Source organism: Kineococcus halophytocola, from assembly GCF_041276425.1.
Taxonomy (GTDB): domain Bacteria; phylum Actinomycetota; class Actinomycetes; order Actinomycetales; family Kineococcaceae; genus Kineococcus; species Kineococcus halophytocola.
Genome location: NZ_JBGFTU010000007.1, coordinates 164,495 through 184,491, shown reverse-complemented (window position 1 = coordinate 184,491; position 19,997 = coordinate 164,495). Strand labels below are relative to the sequence as shown.

The 19,997-nt window shown below is 74.1% G+C and carries 12 protein-coding genes and 2 tRNA genes; 5 read left to right on the top strand and 9 right to left on the bottom strand.

Annotated elements, in window-relative coordinates:
* Positions 1-132: 132 nt before the first annotated feature.
* From hisN to AB2L27_RS08060, 4 genes are all read left to right on the top strand, one after another.
* Positions 133-945, top strand: a complete 813-nt coding sequence (hisN, locus tag AB2L27_RS08075; protein ID WP_370440957.1) for a histidinol-phosphatase — start codon at positions 133-135, stop codon at positions 943-945.
* An 8-nt stretch (positions 946-953) separates the two neighbouring features.
* Entirely contained in the window at positions 954-1,754 is an 801-nt protein-coding gene (locus AB2L27_RS08070; RefSeq protein ID WP_370440956.1) for a CPBP family intramembrane glutamic endopeptidase, read from the top strand.
* Positions 1,755-1,890: 136 nt separating this feature from the next.
* On the top strand, positions 1,891-2,976 hold the full coding sequence (locus AB2L27_RS08065) for a mechanosensitive ion channel family protein (protein WP_370440955.1): 1,086 nt from the start codon (positions 1,891-1,893) through the stop codon (positions 2,974-2,976).
* A 104-nt stretch (positions 2,977-3,080) separates the two neighbouring features.
* Positions 3,081-3,767 (top strand): hypothetical protein, encoded by a 687-nt coding sequence (locus AB2L27_RS08060; RefSeq protein WP_370440954.1) that lies wholly within the window; start codon positions 3,081-3,083, stop codon positions 3,765-3,767.
* Here AB2L27_RS08060 and AB2L27_RS08055 read toward each other — a convergent pair.
* The 4 genes from AB2L27_RS08055 to AB2L27_RS08040 all read right to left on the bottom strand — a co-directional run bounded on the left by AB2L27_RS08055 (position 3,751) and on the right by AB2L27_RS08040 (position 9,970).
* Positions 3,751-4,227: a GNAT family N-acetyltransferase gene (locus AB2L27_RS08055; RefSeq protein ID WP_370440953.1), complete on the bottom strand. Its 477-nt coding sequence runs from the start codon at positions 4,225-4,227 to the stop codon at positions 3,751-3,753. The genes AB2L27_RS08060 and AB2L27_RS08055 overlap by 17 nt on opposite strands.
* 20 nt (positions 4,228-4,247) lie before the next feature.
* Positions 4,248-5,693 carry a glucose-6-phosphate dehydrogenase gene (locus tag AB2L27_RS08050; protein WP_370440952.1) on the bottom strand — a complete coding sequence of 482 codons (1,446 nt, stop codon included), beginning with the start codon at positions 5,691-5,693 and terminating at the stop codon, positions 4,248-4,250.
* 84 nt (positions 5,694-5,777) lie between these two features.
* Positions 5,778-7,214 (bottom strand): glycosyl hydrolase, encoded by a 1,437-nt coding sequence (locus AB2L27_RS08045; RefSeq protein ID WP_370440951.1) that lies wholly within the window; start codon positions 7,212-7,214, stop codon positions 5,778-5,780.
* A gap of 89 nt (positions 7,215-7,303) precedes the next feature.
* Complete coding sequence (locus tag AB2L27_RS08040; RefSeq protein WP_370440950.1) at positions 7,304-9,970, bottom strand: beta-glucosidase; 2,667 nt, start codon at positions 9,968-9,970, stop codon at positions 7,304-7,306.
* Positions 9,971-10,376: 406 nt separating this feature from the next.
* Here AB2L27_RS08040 and AB2L27_RS08035 point away from each other — a divergent pair, with 406 nt between their 5' ends.
* Complete coding sequence (locus AB2L27_RS08035; protein WP_370440949.1) at positions 10,377-12,359, top strand: anthranilate synthase family protein; 1,983 nt, start codon at positions 10,377-10,379, stop codon at positions 12,357-12,359.
* A gap of 52 nt (positions 12,360-12,411) precedes the next feature.
* Here the strand turns inward: AB2L27_RS08035 and AB2L27_RS08030 are convergent, their stop codons facing one another.
* The 5 genes from AB2L27_RS08030 to AB2L27_RS08010 all read right to left on the bottom strand — a co-directional run bounded on the left by AB2L27_RS08030 (position 12,412) and on the right by AB2L27_RS08010 (position 19,944).
* Positions 12,412-14,982 (bottom strand): polynucleotide kinase-phosphatase, encoded by a 2,571-nt coding sequence (locus tag AB2L27_RS08030; protein ID WP_370440948.1) that lies wholly within the window; start codon positions 14,980-14,982, stop codon positions 12,412-12,414.
* Entirely contained in the window at positions 14,979-16,403 is a 1,425-nt protein-coding gene (locus AB2L27_RS08025; protein ID WP_370440947.1) for a 3' terminal RNA ribose 2'-O-methyltransferase Hen1, read from the bottom strand. The genes AB2L27_RS08030 and AB2L27_RS08025 overlap by 4 nt, the downstream gene beginning before the upstream one ends.
* A 105-nt stretch (positions 16,404-16,508) precedes the next feature.
* A tRNA-Met gene (locus AB2L27_RS08020) sits at positions 16,509-16,582 on the bottom strand.
* 145 nt (positions 16,583-16,727) lie between these two features.
* Positions 16,728-16,801, bottom strand: a tRNA-Met gene (locus AB2L27_RS08015).
* Positions 16,802-16,866: 65 nt separating this feature from the next.
* The gene (locus tag AB2L27_RS08010) at positions 16,867-19,944 is read right to left on the bottom strand and encodes a UPF0182 family membrane protein (protein WP_370440946.1); all 3,078 of its coding nucleotides are present in this window, start codon (positions 19,942-19,944) and stop codon (positions 16,867-16,869) included.
* Positions 19,945-19,997: the final 53 nt, after the last annotated feature.

Genomic DNA, 19,997 nt, shown 5'->3' with positions numbered 1-19,997 from the left:
GGTCTCGACGGGATGTGTCCACCGGGGTGGACCCACCCCGCTCCCAGGATCCTCGACCGTCCTGGGCATCACCTGAACGGGTGCACGCGCACGGGTCCGTGGTCCCGGCGCGCCGGGCGGTAGGTTCGCGGCGTGCCGCTGCCCCCCGCCTCCCCCGCCGCCCCACGCTACGACGACGACCTGCGCCTGGCGCACGTCATCGCCGACCAGGTGGACGGGGTGACGACCGACCGGTTCAAGGCCCTGGACCTGCAGGTGGAGACGAAGCCGGACCTGACCCCCGTCAGCGATGCCGACCGCACCGCTGAGGAGCTGATCCGCTCCCAGCTCAAGCGCACCCGCCCGCGCGACGCGGTGCTGGGCGAGGAGTTCGGCCTGGTGGGCCACGGGGCCCGGCAGTGGGTCGTGGACCCCATCGACGGCACGAAGAACTTCGTCCGCGGGGTGCCGGTGTGGGCTACGCTCATCGCGCTGCTCGACGACGGCGTCCCCGTCGTGGGCGTCGTCTCGGCCCCGGCCCTGGGGCGGCGCTGGTGGGCGGCGACGGGTTCGGGGGCCTGGACGGGACGCAGCCTGTCCTCGGCCACGCGCCTGTCGGTGAGCTCGGTGTCCTCCCTGGCCGACGCCTCCCTGGCCTACTCCTCGCTGTCGGGGTGGGAGGACGAGGGCGCGCTGGACCGCTTCCTGGGCCTGACCCGCGCCGTCTGGCGCACCCGCGGCTACGGCGACTTCTGGTCCTACATGCTGCTGGCCGAGGGCGCGGTGGACGTCGCCGCCGAACCGGAGCTGGCGCTGCACGACATGGCCGCGCTCGTGCCGATCGTCACCGAGGCGGGGGGCCGCTTCACCTCCCGCGCCGGGGTCGACGGCCCGCACGGCGGGAACGCCGTCGTCACCAACGGGCTGCTGCACGCCGCGGTCCTGGAGCACCTGGGGTCGTCGTGAAGCGGGCCGTGACGATCGCCCCGGCGGCGTGGCCGCGCGCGGCGGTCGTCACCGACCCGCGCGCGCGGCGGTTGCTGGTCTGGGAGGTCGTCGCCGTCTTCGCGGTCTCCCTCGGGATGAGCGGGGTGCGGGCGCTCGTGCGGTTCGTCGGCATCCTCACCGCGCCGGTCGCGATCAACGCGCAGACCTCCACGGTCCTGGGCAGCTACGCCCCGGACCGGCCCTGGCTGGACCTCGCGCTGCAACTGGTCTCGATCGCCTCGGGCCTGGCCCCGGTCCTCCTCGTCGCCTACCTGCTGGCCCGTGACGGGCGCTCGCTGCGCACGCTGGGCTTCGACAGCCGCCGGCTCGGGCGCAACGTGCTTGCCGGCCTGGGCCTGGCCGCCGTCATCGGCGGCTGCGGCCTGGTGCTGTACCTGGGGGCGCGCTCGGCGGGGCTGAACACGAACGTGGCGGCCTCGACGCTGCCGGACACGTGGTGGGCGGTGCCGGTCTCGGTGCTCGCGGCGGCCGAGAACGGAATCCTGGAGGAGGTGCTCGTCGCCGGGTACCTGCTGCACCGGCTGTCCCAGCTGGGCGTGCGCTGGTTCCCCGCGCTGCTGGTCAGCGCCCTGCTGCGCGGGTCCTACCACCTGTACCAGGGCGTCGGCGGGTTCGTCGGCAACGTCGCCATGGGTCTGGTCTTCGGGTGGGTGTACCAGCGGTGGGGCCGCACGATGCCGCTCGTCGTCGCGCACACGGCCATCGACGTCGTGGCGTTCGTGGGGTACGCGGCCCTCGTGGGACGGGTGAGCTGGCTGCCCGGCTGACCCTCGCCTACGGTGGTGCGGGTCCGCAGGACGTCGATGTCCACCCTCGACCGACCCGCAGGAGCTCGTCATCCCGTTCTCGCTCCCGTCCGCGATCTCGTTCTCGATCAGCACCTCCGTCTGGCTCACGCTCGGCGTGGCCCTCGTGGCCGCCGCCCTGGCCGCGACCGTGGGCGAGCTCGTCGCCCTCGGCGTGCGGCGGCTGGGCCGCAAGCACGAGATCCTCGCCAGCCTGGCCCAGCGGGGCCGACGCCCGCTGGCCGGGATCCTCGGCACGCTCGCGGCGATGTCCTCGCTGCGGATCTACACCGAGCCCGCGGACTGGCGGCAGCCGACGCTGACGGTCCTGGGCCTGCTCGCCGTCGCCTTCGGGGCCGGGCTGGCCATCGTGGCCGCCAACGTCGTCCAGGACGTGCTGCTGCTGCGCTACCGGGTCGACGTCGCCGACAACCGGCGCCAGCGGCAGCGGCGCACGCAGGTGTACCTCGTCAAGCGGGTCGTCGTGGCCCTCATCGTCGTGGTGACCGCGGCGGCGATGCTGCTGACGATCCCCGGGGCGCGGGGCATGGGGGCCAGCATCCTGGCCTCGGCCGGGCTGCTGTCGGTCGTGGCCGGTCTGGCCGCCCAGACGTCGCTGGCCAACGTGTTCGCGGGCCTGCAGATCGCCTTCACCGACGCCGTCCGCGTCGACGACGTCGTCGTCGTCGAGGACGAGTGGGGGAACATCGAGGACATCACGCTGACCTACGTCGTCGTGCGGCTGTGGGACCAGCGCCGGCTCATCCTGCCCTCGACGTACTTCACGACGACGCCGTTCGCGAACTGGACGCGCAACTCCGCCGACATCATCGGCGCCGTCGAGCTGCAGCTCGACTGGACCGTCCCGGTCGAGGAGTTCCGTTTCCGCGCCGAACGTTTCGTACGCGCGCACGAGCTGTTCAACGGCCAGACGTTCTCCGTGGCCGTGACCGAGACGTCCGAGCGGGCCGTGACGGTGCGGGTGCTCGTCAGCGCCGACTCCGGCGGGCAGCTGTTCGACCTGCGCTGCGCCGTCCGGGAGGAACTCGTCGGGTTCCTGCAGCGCGAGCACCCCGACGCGCTGCCGCGCGTGCGCCTCGTGTCCCCGCCGCAGGCCACCGAGGGCACCGCGGCGGGTCCCGCCGGGGCGGACGTGGCCCAGGTCCCGGCGCAGGGTCACCGGCGGTTCGCCGACCGGTCCTGACCACCGGCCCCGACCACCGCGCCGGTGGGGTGTGAGCCAGCTCTCACCCCACCGCCCGGGGCTCCCCTCAAGCCGGGACCGGGTACCGGTCGAGACAGAGGCACGTGCCTCTCACCACCCTCGTCCCGATGCTCGGGCTGCTCGCCGCCGGTCTCGGCGTCCTCACCGGTGTCCCCCAGGTCCTGCGCCTGCTGCGCAGCCCCGACGCGACCGGGTTGTCCCACCCCTCGGCGGTGCTGGCGGTCCTCGCCTCGGGCACCTGGCTGAGCTACGGCCTGGCCCTGCTCGACCCGGCCCAGATCCTCGCCAACGTCCCCGGCCTGGGGTGCACGGTGGTGACCGTGGTCCTCGCCGGTCGCCGGCTGGGCGTCCCGCTGCGGCACGCCGTCCTCGCCGTCGCGGCGTGGGTCCCGGTCGTGGCCGTGACGTTCGCCCTGGGCGGCGTCCTCGTCGTCGGAGTCCTGGCCACCGCGGTCTCGCTGGTGCGGATGCTCCCCCAGGTCCTCACCGTGCTGCGGCGCGCCCCGCTGCACGGGCTGGCCCCCTCCACGTTCGCCCTGACCCAGGTGTCGGCGACGCTGTGGACGGCCTACGGCCTGGCCACCGGTCAGGGCTCGGTCGTCGTCTGCTCGGTGGTCTCCTTCGCCCTGGCCGGGTTCGTGCTCTCGCGCCGCTGCCCGCCGCTGGTGGTGGCCCGGGCGCTGCACGCCGGCCGCTTCGGGGTGCCCGGTCAGCTCCTGGTGCGCCCGTTCGTGCTGGCCCGCCGGGCCACCCTCACGCTGGCGGCCTGAGCTCCTTGCTCAGGTGCACGACGGGGATCCCGCACTCGTCGGTGGAACCCTGCGCCGCGTCGCGGACGTACCCGGCACGTTCGTAGCGGGCGACCGTCGCCGTCGAGCGCGCCCCGGTGAACAGGGCCAGCCGGTGCACGGTGGCCGGGACGGCGTCCTCGGCGGCGGCCAGCAGAGCCGCGCCGATCCCCTCGCGCTGCCGGTCCGGCGCGACGGCGAGCCGGCCCACGTGCCCGACCTCGCCGTCGAGCCGGACGCGGACCCCGCCCACCAGCCGCCCGGCCGGGGTGACCGCGACGAGGACGAGCACGGCGCCGTCGGCCAGCACCGCCCGCACGTGGTCCAGGTCCTCGCGCAGCGGCGGCAGGAACGGGTCGCCGTAGCGCTGGGCCTCGGTGACGAACGCGGCCCGCTGGAGGGTGAGCAGTTCTCCCGCGTCGGCGTCCACCGCGGGCCGCACCCGCACATCCCCCACCGGGCTCAGCGCAGGAACCACTGCCCCGGCGCGGCGAGCTCGTCGACCGCCTCCGGCCCCCACGTGCCGGGGGCGTAGGGCTGCACCGCCGGGCGGTCCTGCGAGAACCGCTCGATGCACGTCCACGCGGCCCGCAGCCCCTCCACGCCGGTGAACAGCGACCGGTCGCCGGTGAGGACGTGCTCGATGAGGTGGACGTACGGCAGCGCCGGGCCGCTGCCCTCGAAGGAGTCCAGCGGCAGGGTCGCGGTGCCCTGCGCCAGCCCCCCGGCCACGCCGGGGCGGCGGACCGTCACGGCCACGTCGAACGCCCCGCCCTCCAGCAGCGAGAAGCTGATCGTCGAGGGTTCCACGTCCTGACCCGCGTAGGGACCGTCGGCGGGTTCGCGCAGGACGAGGGTGACGCGCTGGGCGTCGGCGGCCATCTTCTTGCCCGAGCGCAGCAGGAACGGCACCCCGCGCCAGCGGTCGTTGTCCACCCAGACCCGCGCGGCGGCCAGGGTGTCCGTCGTGGAGTCCTCCGGGACCCCCTCGATGTCCGTGTACCCCTCGAACTGCCCCAGGACGACCTCGGACGGGTCGAGTTCGCGGAAGTCCTGCAGCGCAGCGTCCCTGGCGGCCTGCAACGCCCCCGGGCCGAGGTCGGCGGGCGGTTCCATCGCGACGGTCGCGGCCATCTGGAACAGGTGGGTGACGATCATGTCGAGGAACGCGCCGGTGGCGTCGTAGAAGCTCGCGCGCTGGGCCACGTCGAGGGTCTCGGCGATGTCGACCTGGACCTGCGCGACGTGCTCGGCGTTCCAGATCGAGGCCAGCCACGGGTTCGCGAACCGGGCGTGGATGACGTCCTGCTGCGCCTCGAACGCGAGGAAGTGGTCGATCCGGAACACCTGTTCCTCGTCGAAGACGCGCTGCACCTGCGCGTCGAGTTCCTCGAACGTCTCCAGCGACGTGCCGTACGGCTTCTCGTAGACGACGCGGGACCCCTCGACGAGGCCGTGGGCCTGGATCGCCTTCGTCGTCTCCAGGAACGCCCCCGGCGGGATCGCCAGGTAGTGCACGACCTGCGCGTCGTCCCCCGTCCCGTCGTCCAGGTCGGCCCGGGCCCGGCCGACGACGTCGAGCAGCTCCCCCGGGTCCTCGGCGGTGAACCCGCCGCCGGCGAAGAGCAGGTTCTGCGCGAACTCCTCCCACGGGCCGTCGGAGGGCTGGGGGCCGAACTCCTCCAGCGCCTCGTGCAGGAACCCGCGGAACTCCTCGTGCGACTTCTCCCCGCGGCCGCTGCCGATCAGGCGCCACCGCCGCGGCAGCCGGCCGAGGCGGGCCAGTTCGAAGAACGCGGGCGAGACCAGCCGGCGGGACAGGTCACCGGTGGCCCCGTAGACCACGAAGATCGTCGGGCGGTCGGTCGCGTCGGGCTGTCGTCCGGGCTGGTCTGCGCTCTGGCTCACACCCGGCACCGTAGTGACCGCCGCGGGCCGGCGCGCACCGGGCCGGGGCCACCGCGGTGCACCGTCGCGTCCCCGCACCGGGGGTCAGACGGGCTCCAGGTGCCACCCCCGGGGCTGCTCACCCCCGGCGCCGGGCACGGCCACGGCGGTGGAGGCGCCGGAGGCCCCGTAGCGGTCGGTGCCCACGCTCAGCACCACGCCGTGGGCCACGTTCGTGATGAGGTGACCGCCCCCGCCCGTCGGGGTGATCGACCACCGCTGCTCGTCGGTGTCCCAGGAGCGGGGGGTCAGGACCACGTCGTGCACCTGCGGCGCGTCCGGGCGCGTCGAGGCGGTGGCCTGGAGCACGGCGTCACCCCGGCCCAGGCTGGTGATCCAGTAGTGGCCGTCCCCGGCGGGGAAGAAGGACCACTGCTGCTCCGCGCCTCCCCACGACTCCGGGGAGGTCACCACGCGGGTCGCCGCCCCGGTCCCGTCGTAGGGCTCGGCGGCGGCGTGCAGCGCGAGGTGGGTGTCCCCGTCGACGATGCGGAACGTGCCCACCAGGGGGTTCAGCACCCTCCTGGACCTGGCCGGCCCGCGGCCTGCGCCCTCACCACCGGCGGGGGCGAGGCGGGCGTAGGTGGCCCCGTGGACGCTGAGGTTGCCGTCGGCGCCGTACAGGGTGGTCCACCGGCAGCTCGGGTCCTGGGAGTCGGCGACGAACCAGGCGTAGCGCTCCACGGCGGCCGAGCTCTCCAGCGCCTGCGCGGCGCGCTGCATGAAGGAGTCGGCCAGCGCGTCGCTGGGCGCGGTGTGCAGCGGGCCCAGCCCCCACGCCGAGACGTCGATCGCGCCGATCTCGGTGATCCAGACCGGGCGGTGCCACGTGCGCCAGACGTCCTCGACCATGGTGACCAGCCCGTCGACGGCGTGCGGGTCGGTGAAGTCGGGGTAGTAGTGCAGCGCGATGAAGTCCACCCGCAGACCCCGGTCGGCGGCACCGCGCATGAAGGTGTCCAGCCAGCCGTCCCGGTAGTCGGCGGGGGCGGGGCTGCCCAGGCGCAGACCGGTGGACTCCAGCGCCGGCCACAGCTGCAGCGCCTGCTCGGGGGTGACGTTGGACTGGTCGGTCTTGTCGGGCTCGTTGAAGCCGAGCAGGGAGTCGTAGCGCCCCTGCTGCGCGCCGGTGGTCAGGGCGGCGATGCGTGCGGGGTCGGCGGCCTCGGCCGAACCCCACACCATGGGGACGTACTGCGCCCCGTCCGGCCCGCCGCCACCGTCGGACCAGTCGTAGTACCAGCTGACCCCGAGCGCGGCGAGGCGGTCGGGGACGGCGGCGTCCCCGGTGGCCGCCACACCCTTCTTCGGCGTCGTGACCGGTTGCACCGCAGGCGGTTCGGCGGATCCGGGGGATCCGGCGGACGACGCCGGGACGGTGCCGGGGGCCGGTGCGGACCGCGGTCCGAGGACGGTGACCGGGACCACGACCAGGACGATCGCGACCAGGACGTTCAGACGGCGCCGCACGTTCTCCTGCACTCCTCATCTTCACACGGGACGGGGACGGGGCGGGGTGGGGACGGCGGCTGAGCACCGCCCCCACCCCGCCCCGTCCGGGGGGACTCAGCTCACCGGACGGTCAGGGTGCCGCTCAGCTGGGCGCTGGTCGCGGAGGTCCCGACGTAGACCGGGACCCGGCCGGTGGGGGTGACCCAGGAGTGGCTGGTGGTGTCCCAGTACTGCAGGGAGCGCAGGTCGAGGTCGACGCTCACCATCGACTTCCGGCCCGGCTCGAGCGTGACGCGGGCGTAACCGGCCAACGCCCTGGCCGGGGTGTCCACGGCGGTGGGCAGCGTGCCGACGTAGACCTGGACGACCTCCGTGCCGGCACGCCGGCCGGTGTTGGTCAGCTGGAACTTGACCTGCGCGGTGTCCTTGGCCGACCGGGTGTTCAGCTGCTTGGTCTGCAGCTTGTCGTAGCCGAAGGTGGTGTAGGACAGCCCGTGCCCGAACGGGAACAGGGGGGTGAGGCCCTTCTCGGCGTACCCGCGGTAGCCGACGTCGATGCCGTCGTCGTACCGGGTGGTCGGGTTCACGGTGGCGACGTCGCTGAACGTGTTGCGCACGCCGATCGCGACGGGCTGCTGCTCGTCGGCCGGGAACGTGACCGGCAGCTTGCCGGAGGGGTTCACGTCACCGAAGAGGACCGAGGCCACGGTCTTCCCCTGCTGCTGCCCGCCGTACCAGGCCTCGACGACGGCCGGGACGGAGTTCAGCCACGGCATGGTGACCGCGCCGGAGGTGGCGAGGACGACCACGGTGCGCGGGTTGGCCGCGGCCACCGCGCTGATGAGGGCGTCCTGGTCCTGCGGCAGGGTCAGGGTGCCGCGGTCGGCGGCCTCACCGGTGTAGTCGCGGGCGACGACCACGGCCACGTCGGACTTCTTCGCCAGGTCGACCGCCTGCTGGATGGCCGGGGAGAGGGTCCCGGCCGGCGGGGTCCAGCCGAAGCGCAGCATGGCGCCGGGCTGGTCGTTGAGGGAACCGTCGAACTGGTGGGGGGCGTCGGTGCTGTAGTCGATGCGGACCTGGACCTCCTGCCCGGCGGTGAGGGTGACGTCCTGGGTCTGGGTGCCGTAGGTGGCACCGGCGTCGTCGACGACCAGCCGGTCATCCAGGTACAGCTTCGCGCTGCCCAGGTGCGAGACCGACAGCCCGTAGGTGCCCGTGGCCGGCGCGGTCAGGGTGGCCGTCCAGCGCCCGGTCATGGGGGAGGTGACCAGCGGGAAGCCGAGGCCGGGGACCTGGGAGGTGTTGATGACGTCGTTGGCCAGACCGGTGCGCAGGTTGATCTGCGCCTCGGGACGGGAGATGAACGCCGGGGAGGAGAAGTTCCCCGCGCCCAGGCGGTACTGGGCGGTGACGTCGCTCAGGACGCTGGAGGGCACCGGGGCCGGGCCGGGCAGGGTGTCGGCGGTGGAGACCGGGTCGGTGCCCGGGGCGTACTGCACCGTGGCGCCGGAGCCGGCGCGGGCGGTGATGCCGTCGAGGATGGTGGTCAGCCGCGCGGGGTCGCGCACCGCGGCGCTGCCGCCGCCGGTGATGTAGTGGTCGGCGTCGGAGCCGATCACCGCGATGGACCGGGCCGAGGAGGTGCTCAGCGGCAGCTGGGCGCGGTCGTTCTTCAGCAGGACGATGCCCTCGTTGCCGCTGGTGGTGGCGACCTGGTCGTTCTGGGAGAGCATCGCCGCGGGGACGGGCTTCGACGCCGGCTGCGGGGTGGTGAGGGAACCGGCCGGGGGGTTGTCGATGACACCGGTGGCGAACATGGCCCGCAGGACCCGCCGGGCGGACTCGTCGACGCGCTGGACGCTGACGCGCCCGGCCAGGACGGCTCGTTCGAGGTTGTCGCCGGAGAAGACGAGGTCCTCCCCGGAGGTGTCCAGCCCCGCGGCGTAGTCGTCGAAGGAGTGCGCGGCGTTGAAGTCGGAGGAGACGTAGCCCTTGAAGCCCAACTGGCCCTTGAGGACGTCGTTGAGCAGCGTGGCGTTGCCGCAGGCGTGCTCGGTCTCGACCTTGTTGAACGAGCACATCACCGACGCGGGGTCGGACTCGGTGACGACCTTCTCCCAGGGGCGGGTGTAGACCTCCTGCAGGGTCCGCTCGTCCACCTGGGAGTCCACGTGACCGCGACGGGTCTCCTGGTTGTAGACGGTGTAGTGCTTGACCTCGGCCTGCACCTGCTGGGACTGGATGCCCTGCACCTGCGCGCTGCCCAGGCGGCCGCTGAGCAGCGGGTCCTCCCCGGTCCCCTCCCACTGCCGCCCGTTCCACGGGGAGCGGGCCAGGTCGATGGTGGGAGCCGCGGCGGAGTTGTAGCCGGTGGCGCGCGTCTCGGCGCCGGCGACCGCACCGTACCGGCGCGCCAGCTCGTCGTCGAAGGAGGACGCCAGCGCCATCCCGTCGGGCAGCGCCGTGGTCGGCACCCCGGCGGTGGTCAGGCCGTTGGAGGCGTCCCGCCCGCGGATGGCGGGGATGCCGAGCTCGGGCACACCGGGCCCGCCGGTCTGGATCAGCAGGTTCGTCTTCTGGTCCAGCGTCATCCGCGCCAGGACGAGCGCGGCGCGCTCGTCCGCGCTCAGGCGGGTGTTCATCCACGGCCGCGACGACTGGGCCGGCGCTGCGGAGGCGGCCTGCATCGGGGTGACGATCAAGGTGGTGGCGAGGGCGGCGACGGCCAGCCCGGCCCGCGTGGCACGGCGCGCCTTGCGGTTCAGCACGGAAGTTGTCTCCATCGGTCAGTGGTTGAGGGCTCCATGAGGATGGACGGGACCGACGGCGTGGACGACGGAACGTGAGATCCCTTCACCCGTCTGCGGGAAGAGCTCACCCCGATGGCCGGTTGGGGAACTGCCCGTAGCTCCTCGCTCACCCCAGGTGCTGGTCTGGGCGGCCCGTCGCGCCGGCTCCCCGGGTCCGCGCCAATCCGCACCGGTCCACGCCGGAGCCGTACCGCTAGGGTGTGCCCCGTGACCACCACCGCTCCCCGCCGGGGAACCGCCCGCGCCCTGCGCAGCGGTGCGTGGTGGTGGGTGTCGGCGGTCGCCTGACGCTCCCCCGTCCCGGTGGCCGCCCTCGTCGAGAGGCCGGACAGCGGACGCCCCTCGACGGACGGCTCCCCCAGCCCCTCGAGGAGAACCCATGACACCCGCCCAGACACCCGACGCGCTCGTCGCGGAGCTGACCTCCCCCGGCGCCGGGCCGTTCGCCCTGCTGCGCCGCCTGGACCCGCGCACCGGGCTGCCCGGCCCGGTGGAGGTGCTGCGCGGCCCGGTCGAGGTCGTGGAGACCCTCGCCGACGTCCCGCTGCGCCCGGCGGCCGAGCACGTCGGGCGCGACGCCCTCGCGCTCGTGCCGTTCCGGCAGCTGCGCGAACGAGGTTTCGAGGTCCACGACGACGGCACCCCGCTGCAGGTGCTGCGCGTCGAGTCGGCCGCCGACCTCGCCCTGGAGGACGCGCTGCGCGTCCTGCCCGACGACGAGGTGGCCCTGCGCGACGTCGCGCCCGACCTGTCCGACGAGGACTACGCCGACGTGGTGCGCCGCATCATCGACACCGAGATCGCCGAGGGCAACGGGGCGAACTTCGTCATCCGCCGCGACGTCGACGGGGTCATCGACGGGTTCTCCGCGCGGACCGCGCTCAGCCTGTTCCGCCGGTTGCTCGTCGCCGAGCAGGGCGCGTACTGGACGTTCGTCGTCCACGTCCCCTCCGACCCCGACGCCGCCGAGGGGTCCTCGCGCACCCTCGTCGGCGCCTCCCCGGAGGTGCACGTGCGGATGGCCCGCGGCGAGGTCGTCATGAACCCGATCTCCGGCACGTACCGCTACCCCGCCGCCGGCCCGGACCCCGACGGCCTCGTGGAGTTCCTCACCGACCCCAAGGAGGTGGAGGAGCTGTTCATGGTCGTCGACGAGGAGCTGAAGATGATGTGCTCGGTCGGGGACCTGGGCGGTGTCGTGCACGGGCCGTACCTGCGCGAGATGGCCAACCTCGCCCACACCGAGTTCGAACTGCGTGGGCAGTCGACGCTGGACGCGCGGGAGGTGCTGCGGCAGACCATGTTCGCCGCCACGGTGACGGGCAGCCCGGTGCAGAGCGCGTGCCGCGTCATCCGTCGTTTCGAACCCTCGGGCCGCGCCTACTACGCCGGGGCCCTGGCCCTGCTCGGCCACGACGGGGAGGGCGCGCAGACCCTGGACTCGCCCATCCTCATCCGCTCGGCCGACGTCCGCGCCCAGGGACCGTCCGCGAGCGTCCGCGTCTCGGTCGGCGCGACCCTCGTGCGGGGTTCGACCCCCGAGGGCGAGGTGGCCGAGACGCACGCCAAGGCCGCCGGGGTCCTGCGGGCCCTGGGCGCGCTGCCGCCGCTGCCGCCGCGCACGGGCACCGACGGCGCCCCGGTGCGGCGGGTCCCGCTGGCCTCGGACCCGCGGATCGCGACGCTGCTGGCCTCCCGGCGCGACCGGCTGGCGACGTTCTGGCTGGAACCGCAGGCCGCCCCCGCCGGGCCGGTCCTGGGTGAGGCCCTCGTCGTCGACGCCGAGGACACGTTCACCGCGATGCTCGTGCACCTGCTGGCCGCGGCCGGGTTGCGCTCGCGCGTCCTGCGCTACGACGACCCGGGCCTGGACGGCGCGCTGGCCGCCCACGACGGGCTCGTCCTGCTCGGCCCCGGCCCCGGTGACCCCGAGGACGCCTCGGACCCGCGCATCGCCCGGTTGCAGGGCCTGGCCCGGGACCTGTCGGCCGCCGCGCGCTCCGGGGGAAACCCCCTGCTGGGGGTCTGCCTGGGCCACCAGCTCCTGTCCGGGACGCTGGGTCTGCCGTTGCGCCGCAAGGACGCCCCGCACCAGGGCACGCAGCTGGAGGTGGACCTGTTCGGCACCCCGGTGACCGTCGGGTTCTACAACTCCTTCACCGCCCGGCTCGACGGGGCGGCCGCCGCCCGGCTCGCGGGCGAGGGCGTCGAGGTCGCCACGGGCCCGGGCGAGGAGGTCGTCGCCGTCCGCGGACGGGGTTTCGCCGGCATCCAGTTCCACCCCGAGTCGGTGCTGACCCTCGGTGGCCCGGCCGTGCTGCGCGGGCTCGTCGAACCCCTGCTCACCGCGCCCCGGGGCTGAGCGGGTTCCCGGTGCGGGGTCCCGGGGTCCGTGCGGACCCCGGGACCCCGGCTCAGAGCCGGGGGTCGACGGGTTCGGACTCCAGCGCCAGGACCCCGACGACGCACTCGTGCACCCGCCACAGCGGTTCGCCCCGCACCGCGCGGTCCAGGCCCTCCAGGCCGAGGGCGTGCTCGCGCAGCGCCAGGGACCGCTTGCGGCCCAGGTTCCGCTGCCGCAACCGCTCCAGGTGCTGCGGGGTCGCGTAGTCCGGGCCGTAGACCAGGCGCAGGTACTCCGGGCCGCGGACCTTCAGCGCGGGCTGGACCAGGCCCTTCGCGGTCCGCACCCGGTTCGCCCGGGGTTTGACGACCATCCCCTCCCCACCGGCCGCGGTGAGTTCCTCCCACCACGCCACCCCGGCCGCGCAGGAGGCCGGGTCGGTGACGTCCACCCGCAGGCGGCGCGTGGCGGTGAACCGGCCGGAGGCGGCGACGAGGCGGTCGGCGAGCGCCAGGTGCCAGTCGTGCGGGCGGTCGGCGAACGTCGCGCTGCTCGCGGCGGGCACCGCGAAGGGGGCGAACCGGACCCCGTCGAGGCCGTCGGTGGGCCAGCAGTAGCGCCGGTAGGCCTCGGTGAACCGTTCGACGTTCCCGGCCCGGGACCGGGTGCGCGACAGCAGGTCCGCGACGTCGAGCCCGCGACCGGCGGCGCGCTCAAGGACGTCGACGGCCACCGGCAGGGCCGCCCGCCCGGCCGCGCCCACGGCGGCGAAGCGGCCGCGCAACAGCTCCCGGGCCTTGGCGTCCCACGGCAGCAGTTCCCCGTCGAGCAGGACCCAGTCGCCGAGCTCGTCGAACACCCCGGCGCGTTCCAGGGCCGCGCGGACCTCCGCCACGAGCACGTCCGTCGTGGCCGGGTCGAAGAAGCTGCGGCCGGTGCGGGTCCACACCGCCCCCAGTGCGTCCCCGGGGGCGCCGAAGCGCTCCCGGGCCGTCCGCTCGTCCCGGCAGACGAGCGCCAGGGCCCGGGACCCCATGTGCTTCTCCTCGCACAGCACCTCGCCCACCCCGTCGGCGGCGTAGGCGGCGAACGCCTCGTCGGGGTGCTCCAGGAAACCCTGCCGGCGCGAGGTCGCGACGGGCGCGGTCGTCGGCGGCAGGTGCAGCAGCCAGCGGGGGTCGACGGCGAAGCGCGAGACGACCTCCAGGGCCGCGGCGGCGTTCTCCTCCCGGACGGTGACGCGGCCGTGGTCGGCGGTCTCCACGACGCGCTTGCCGAGCACGTCGGTGACGTCGAGGACGTCGGGGTCGCGCACGACCGCCCGCGCGGGGTTCCCCGCAGTCTCCGAAGGAGTCTCCGAGGGCGGGAAGGGACGCGCCGGTTCGTGGTGCACCGCGCGGGCGGGGACGGCGACGAGCTCGCGCTCGGGCCAGCGCAGCGCCGTGAGGTGCCCGCCGAAGACGCACCCGGTGTCGACGCAGATCGTCCCGTTGACCCACTCCGGGACCGGGACGGGCGTGTGCCCGTAGACGACGGTCGCCGCGCCGCGGTAGTCCTGCGCCCACGGGTACCGCACGGGCAGCCCGAACTCGTCGGTCTCCCCCGTCGTCTGCCCGTACAGGCAGAACGCCCGCACCCGGCGCGAGGCGCGGCCCTGGTAGCGCTCGAGCAGCCCGGCGTGGGCGACGACGAGCCGGCCCCCGTCCAGGACGTAGTGCGAGACGAGGCCGTCGAGGAACCGTTCGACCTCGGCGCGGAACCCCTCCGGTTCGGCGGCCAACTGCTCCAGCGACTCCGCGAGGCCGTGGCTGACCTGCACCTGCCGGCCCCGCAACGCGCGCAGCAGCTTGTCCTCGTGGTTGCCCGGCACGACGAGGGCGTGGCCGGCGGCCTGCATGCCCATGACCAGGCGCAGGACACCGGGGGTGTCCGGGCCGCGGTCGACGAGGTCGCCGACGAACACGGCCGTGCGCCCGGCCGGCGGCACGGCGTCCACGGCCCGGCCCTGCTCGTCGTGCACGAGCCGGTAGCCGAGCCCGGTGAGCAGGTCGGTGAGTTCCTCCCGGCAGCCGTGGACGTCGCCGATCACGTCGAACGGCCCCGTCTCGGAGCGCAGGTCGGTGAACAGCCGCGTCCGGACGATCCTCGCGGCCTGCACCTCCTCGAGCCCGCGCAGCACGTGGACGACGCGGAACCCCTCGCGCTGCAGGTTCTTCAGCCCGCGCTGCAGGTCCGCGCGCTGGCGGCGCAGGACGTGCGCGCCGAACGTGCGGTCGGTGCGCTCGGCGTTGCGGGCCGCGCAGACGTCCAGCGGCACGTCGAGGACGACCGCGACCGGCAGGACGTCGTGGGCCCGGGCCAGCTCCACCAGGGAGCGGCGCGCAGACGGCTGCACGTTGGTCGCGTCCACGACCGTGAGCCGGCCGGCGGCCAGCCGCTTGCCGGCGATGTACCCGAGCACGTCGAACGCGTCGGCGGTGGCGGACTGGTCGTTCTCGTCGTCGGCGACCAGGCCGCGGCAGACGTCGCTGGACAGGACCTCCGTCGGGGCGAAGTGCGCGCGCGCGAACGTCGACTTGCCCGATCCGCTGGTCCCGACGAGGACGACGAGGCTCAGCTCGGGGACGGTGACCTCGCTCATGCCGCCACCTCGGCGTCGGTGCGGGAGAAGACCGCGAGCTGGGTCGGGGCCCCGGTCACGGGATCGGTCTCGCCGACCCCGAGGAACCGGACCGCGTAGCCGTACCGCTGCCCGACGCGCCCGGCCCAGTCGGCGAACTGCGCGCGGGTCCACTCGAACCGGTGGTCGGGGTGGCGGAAGCCGTTCTCGCCCAGCGAGGGGTAGTGCACGTTGTACTCCGCGTTCGGGGTGGTGACGAGGACGTGGGTGGGGGCCGCCTCCCCGAACACCACGCGTTCCAGGGCGGGCAGCCGAGGCGGGTCGACGTGCTCGACGACCTCGGTCAGCACGGCGGCGTCGTACCCGCGCAGCCGCTCGTCGCGGTAGGTCAGCGAGCTCTGGAACAGCGTGACCCGCTCGTCGTGGCGTTCGTCCAGGTGCAGGCGGCGGGCGGTCTGCTGCAGCGCCCGCACCGACACGTCCGTGCCGGTGAGGGCGGTGAACCGGGCGTCGGTGAGCAGGGCGGCCAGGAGCTGCCCCTGCCCGCAGCCCAGGTCGGCGACGCGGGCCGCGCCCACCTCGCGCAGGACGGCCAGCACGGCCTCGCGGCGCTGGACGGCGAGCGGCGTCGACGCCGTGGTCGTCTCCGCCTCCTGCGCCGCCTCCGGGTCGGCCCCCTCGGCCTCGCGCAGCCGGTCCAGGGCGTCGGCGACCAGGGGCCGGGAGTAGCGCAGGTAGCGCCGCGTGATGAGGTCCCGCTCGGGGTGGGCGGCGAGCCAGGACCCGCCGCGGCGCAGCAGCTTCTCGACCTCGGCCTGCCCGACCCAGTAGTGCTTGGCGTCGTCGAGGACGGGCAGCAGGACGTAGAGCTGGGCCAGGGCGTCGGCCAGGCGCAGCTCCCCGCTCAGCTCCAGGTCCAGGTACGGCGAGTCGCCCCACGAGGGGACCGTCTCGTCGAGCGGCACCGCGGTGGCCTCGACCGTCCAGCCGAGCGGGCCGAAGAGCCGGCGCACGAGCTCGGCCCCGCCGGCCCCGCGCTCGCCCGCGCACGGCACGGCGGGCAGGTGGACCTGCAGCGGCCAGCGCACGTCGACGAGCTCGGGCCGGGCGGTGCAGCGGCCCGCGAGGGCCGTGGCGAACACCCGCCCGAGGGCGACGGACAGCAGGCTGGAGGCGGCGTAGGGCCGGTCGTTCACGTGGTCCCCCGCCAGGGCGCCCGTCCCCGCCCGCACCAGGGCGACCGGGTCGACGTCGAGCACGACCGCGACCTGGTGCTCCTGCGGGGTGCTGACCGGCGCCAGGACGTGCGTGGTCACGGCGCCGTGCTCGGCGACGTGGACGCGGTCGGGGTGCTTGTGCAGCAGGAACCCGAGGTCCCCCGCGGGGACCCCGGACGCTGGCCGCCGGGCCGTCAGGGTGAGGATCACGCTCCAGCTGACCACGGCACCCGGTGCTCGCGCAGGCGGTTTCCCCGGGCACGCGCCCCGCGGGAACTCCCGGGAACGACGAAGGCCCGGACCGTGTGGTCCGGGCCTTCGCCTTCTGCGTAGCGGGGACAGGATTTGAACCTGCGACCTCTGGGTTATGAGCCCAGCGAGCTACCGAGCTGCTCCACCCCGCGTCGGTGAGATGAACACTACGCGCCGGTGCCGGTCGAGGCAAATCGGCTGCACTGCAGCGCCTCGCACGCGCTGCCGGACGAGCCCCCCCCGACCCCGGGAACGACGAAGGCCCGGACCGTGTGGTCCGGGCCTTCGCCTTCTGCGTAGCGGGGACAGGATTTGAACCTGCGACCTCTGGGTTATGAGCCCAGCGAGCTACCGAACTGCTCCACCCCGCGTCGTGAGCACCACTTTACGCCCCGGTGGACGGGAGACCAAATCGCAGCCTCCCGTCCCCCGGTCGTCAGGGCGTCGGCGTCCCCGTCGGGGCGTCCCCGCCGGTGGGCGGGGCGCTGCCGGCCGCCGGGTCCGAGGTCGGCTCGGGCACCTGGGCGTCCTCCAGCCGGGCCTCGGCGCTGGTCGCGGCGTCGACGGCCGTGCGCAGGCGGTCCTGGGCCTCGCCGTAGGCGGCGAAGTCCCCGTCGGACAGCGCCGACGCCGAGTCGTCGATGGCCTGCCGCGCGTCGTTCAGGGCCTGCTGCAGCTGCTGCTGCGCCGACCCGGCCGCCGGGGGCGCCGCCCCGTCGGTGGGCGTCTGCGTGGGCGTCTGCGTGGGCGTCTGCGTGGGCGTACCGCCCGAGCCGTCGGGCCCGCCGCTGCCGGCGTCCCCGGCCACGGCCCCGGCGTCCCCGCCGAAGACCTCGTCCAGGGCCTCGTCGAGGGTGTTGGCGATCGCGATGTTGTCCCCGAACACCGCCACGACCCGGCTCAGGCGCGGGAAGGAGTTGTCCCCCGTGCTGCGGGCGTAGATGGGTTCGACGTACAGCATCCCGCCGCCGACGGGCAGCGACAGCAGGTTCCCGTAGATGACCTCGGACCCCCCGCCGACGCTCAGCAGCCGGACCTGGTCGGCGACGGCCGTGTCGGAGCGGATGTTGTTCTGGATCTGCACCGGGCCGTTGACGGTCGTGGACTGCGGCAGTTCCAGCAGCCGGATCGTGCCGTAGTCCTCGCGCTTCTCCCCCGCCGTCGACCCGGCGTCGGAGTCCACGGCCGCGAACCCGCGCAGCACCTGGGTGCCGGAGTTGTTCTGGTTCGAGGCCGGCACGTACGTCGTGGTGAGGCTGAACTGGGCCGTGTCCTGGCCGGGCATCCGCAGGGTCAGGTAGTACGGCGGCTGCGCGGCGCGCGCCTGGTTCGGCGTCTCGGCCACGGTGGGGTCGGCCGGCACGTTCCAGAAGTCCTGGCCGGTGAGGAAGGAGGCCGGGTCGGTGACGTGGTAGCTGGAGAGCACCTCGCGCTGGACCTTGAACATGTCCTGGGGGTAGCGCAGGTGCGCCATGAGCGAGGCGTCGATGTCGGCCAGCGGCTGCACGGCCCCCGGGAACGCCTTCATCCACGCCTTGAGCACGGGGTCGGACTGGTCCCACTCGTAGAGGGTCACCTCGCCGGAGTAGGCGTCGACCGTGGCCTTCACCGAGTTGCGGACGTAGTTCACGGTGCGGTCCTGCAGCGCCTGGACGCTGCTGCCCTGGGTCTGGGTGAGGCGGTCGGCCGTGGCCTCACCGAGCTCGGTCTGCGCCGCGTACGGGTAGGACGCCGAGGTGGTGTACCCGTCGAGGATCCACACGACCCGGCCGTCGACGACCGAGGGGTAGGCGTCCCCGTCCATCGTCAGCCACGGGGCGACCTTCTCGACGCGCTCGCGCGGCGTGCGGTCGTAGAGGATCTTCGACTCGGGGTTCACCGAGCTCGACAGCAGGATGTTCTGGTCGCCGAACTTCAGCGCGTAGACGAGCTTCTTGCCGATGTTCCCGACGTCGACCCCGCCGGAGCCGTCGTACTGGGTCGTGGCGAACCCGCCCGGGGACCCGTCCGGGTAGTCGATCTCGTTGTCCCGGCCGCCGACGATGGAGTAGTCGGTGGTGCCCTCGCCGAAGTAGATGCGGGGCTGCTCGAGGTCGATGACGCCCGACGTGGGGACGTTGGACTCCAGGTAGCTGGGGCTGCCGTCGGGCGCGCGGTCGTTGCCGCGGGCGACGACGACGCCGTAGCCGTGGGTGTAGAGCGTGTGCTCGTTGACCCACGTCCGCTGGTTGGGGGCCAGACCCGCGAGGTTCAGCTCACGGGCGGCCACGACGGCGTCCTGCGAGGCGCCGTCCGGGCCCGTGGGGTACCGGTCCACGTCGAGGATGTCGGGGAACCGGTAGTACCCGCGCTGGCCCTGGGTCTGCTGGAACGCCGGCGCCACGACCGAGGGGTCGAGCAGCCGGACGCTGGGGATCGTCTGGGCGTCCTGGCTGAGCTGGCCGGACTCGGCCGTGGTGTCGGCCTCGTAGGACTGCACGTCCACGTCGGCGAGGTCGTAGGCGTCGCGCGTCGCATCGATGTTCTTGCCGACGTACTCGGCCTCCAACGCCTGCCGGTTCGGGGTGACCTGGAAGCGCTGCACCGCCCACGGGTAGATCCCGCCGATGGCCACGGCGCTCACGACGAGCAGCCCGGTGCCGATCGCCGGCAGCCGCCAGGACACCCCCGCGGCCGCGGCGACGAACAGCAGCGCCACGACGACGGCGATGATCGCCAGGATCGCCTTGGCGGGCAGGACGGCGTGGGCGACGGTGTACGTCGGACCCACGACGCCGGTGACGTGGCCCGAGGGGCTCACGAGCGTCTCGTAGCGGTCCAGCCAGTACCCCACGGCCCGCAGCAGCAGGAACGCGGCGGCCAGGGAGGCCAGGTGGATGCGCGCGGCGCGCGTCGTGCGCTGCCCGCTGCCGGACAGGCGCAACCCGCCGTAGAGGTAGTGCGCCGCCAGCGCGGCGATGCCCCCCAGCACCACCGCGGCGGTGAGGAAGCTCACGAGGAAACCCAGCCACGGCAGGGTGAAGACGTAGAAGCCCTGGTCGATGCCGAACTGCTCGTCGGTCGCGCCGAAGCTCGTCCGGTTCACCCACAGCAGCAGGGTTTCCCAGTTGCTCATCGCCACCGACCCGCCGAACAGCCCCGCCGCCGCCGACAGCCCGACGACCACGACGCGGCGCAGCGGTTCCAGGGACTCGCGGTAGCGGTCGAGGCCGGCCTGCTCGGTGGACAGCGGGGCGTAGACCGGGCGGCTGCGGTACCCGACCGTCAGCGAGACCCCGACCGCCGCGGCGAGCAGGAGGCCCCCGACGACGAACAGGGCGAGCTGCAGCCACAGCTTGGTCGTGAAGGTGGACAGGAAGCCGAGTTGGTCGAACCACCACACGTCGGCCGTGACGCGGGTGCCCACCACCACCGCCACGACCAGCGCGAGGAGGATGAGCACGGTGGGCAGGGCGGCACCCCGGCGACGGCGCCGGAGCACCGGCCGGGACGGACGGCGTGGGGGAAAGCTCACGAGCAGGCAACTTACAAGCACCCGTCCGGGTGCCCCACGTCGAGCGCGCGCGC

Bases quoted from the DNA above. Each gene is read 5' to 3' on its own strand.
- AB2L27_RS08030 (WP_370440948.1), bottom strand. From the start codon at position 14,982: ATGAGCGAGGTCACCGTCCCCGAGCTGAGCCTCGTCGTCCTCGTCGGG.
- AB2L27_RS08040 (WP_370440950.1), bottom strand. From the start codon at position 9,970: ATGGAGACAACTTCCGTGCTGAACCGCAAGGCGCGCCGTGCCACGCGG.
- AB2L27_RS08035 (WP_370440949.1), top strand. From the start codon at position 10,377: ATGACACCCGCCCAGACACCCGACGCGCTCGTCGCGGAGCTGACCTCC.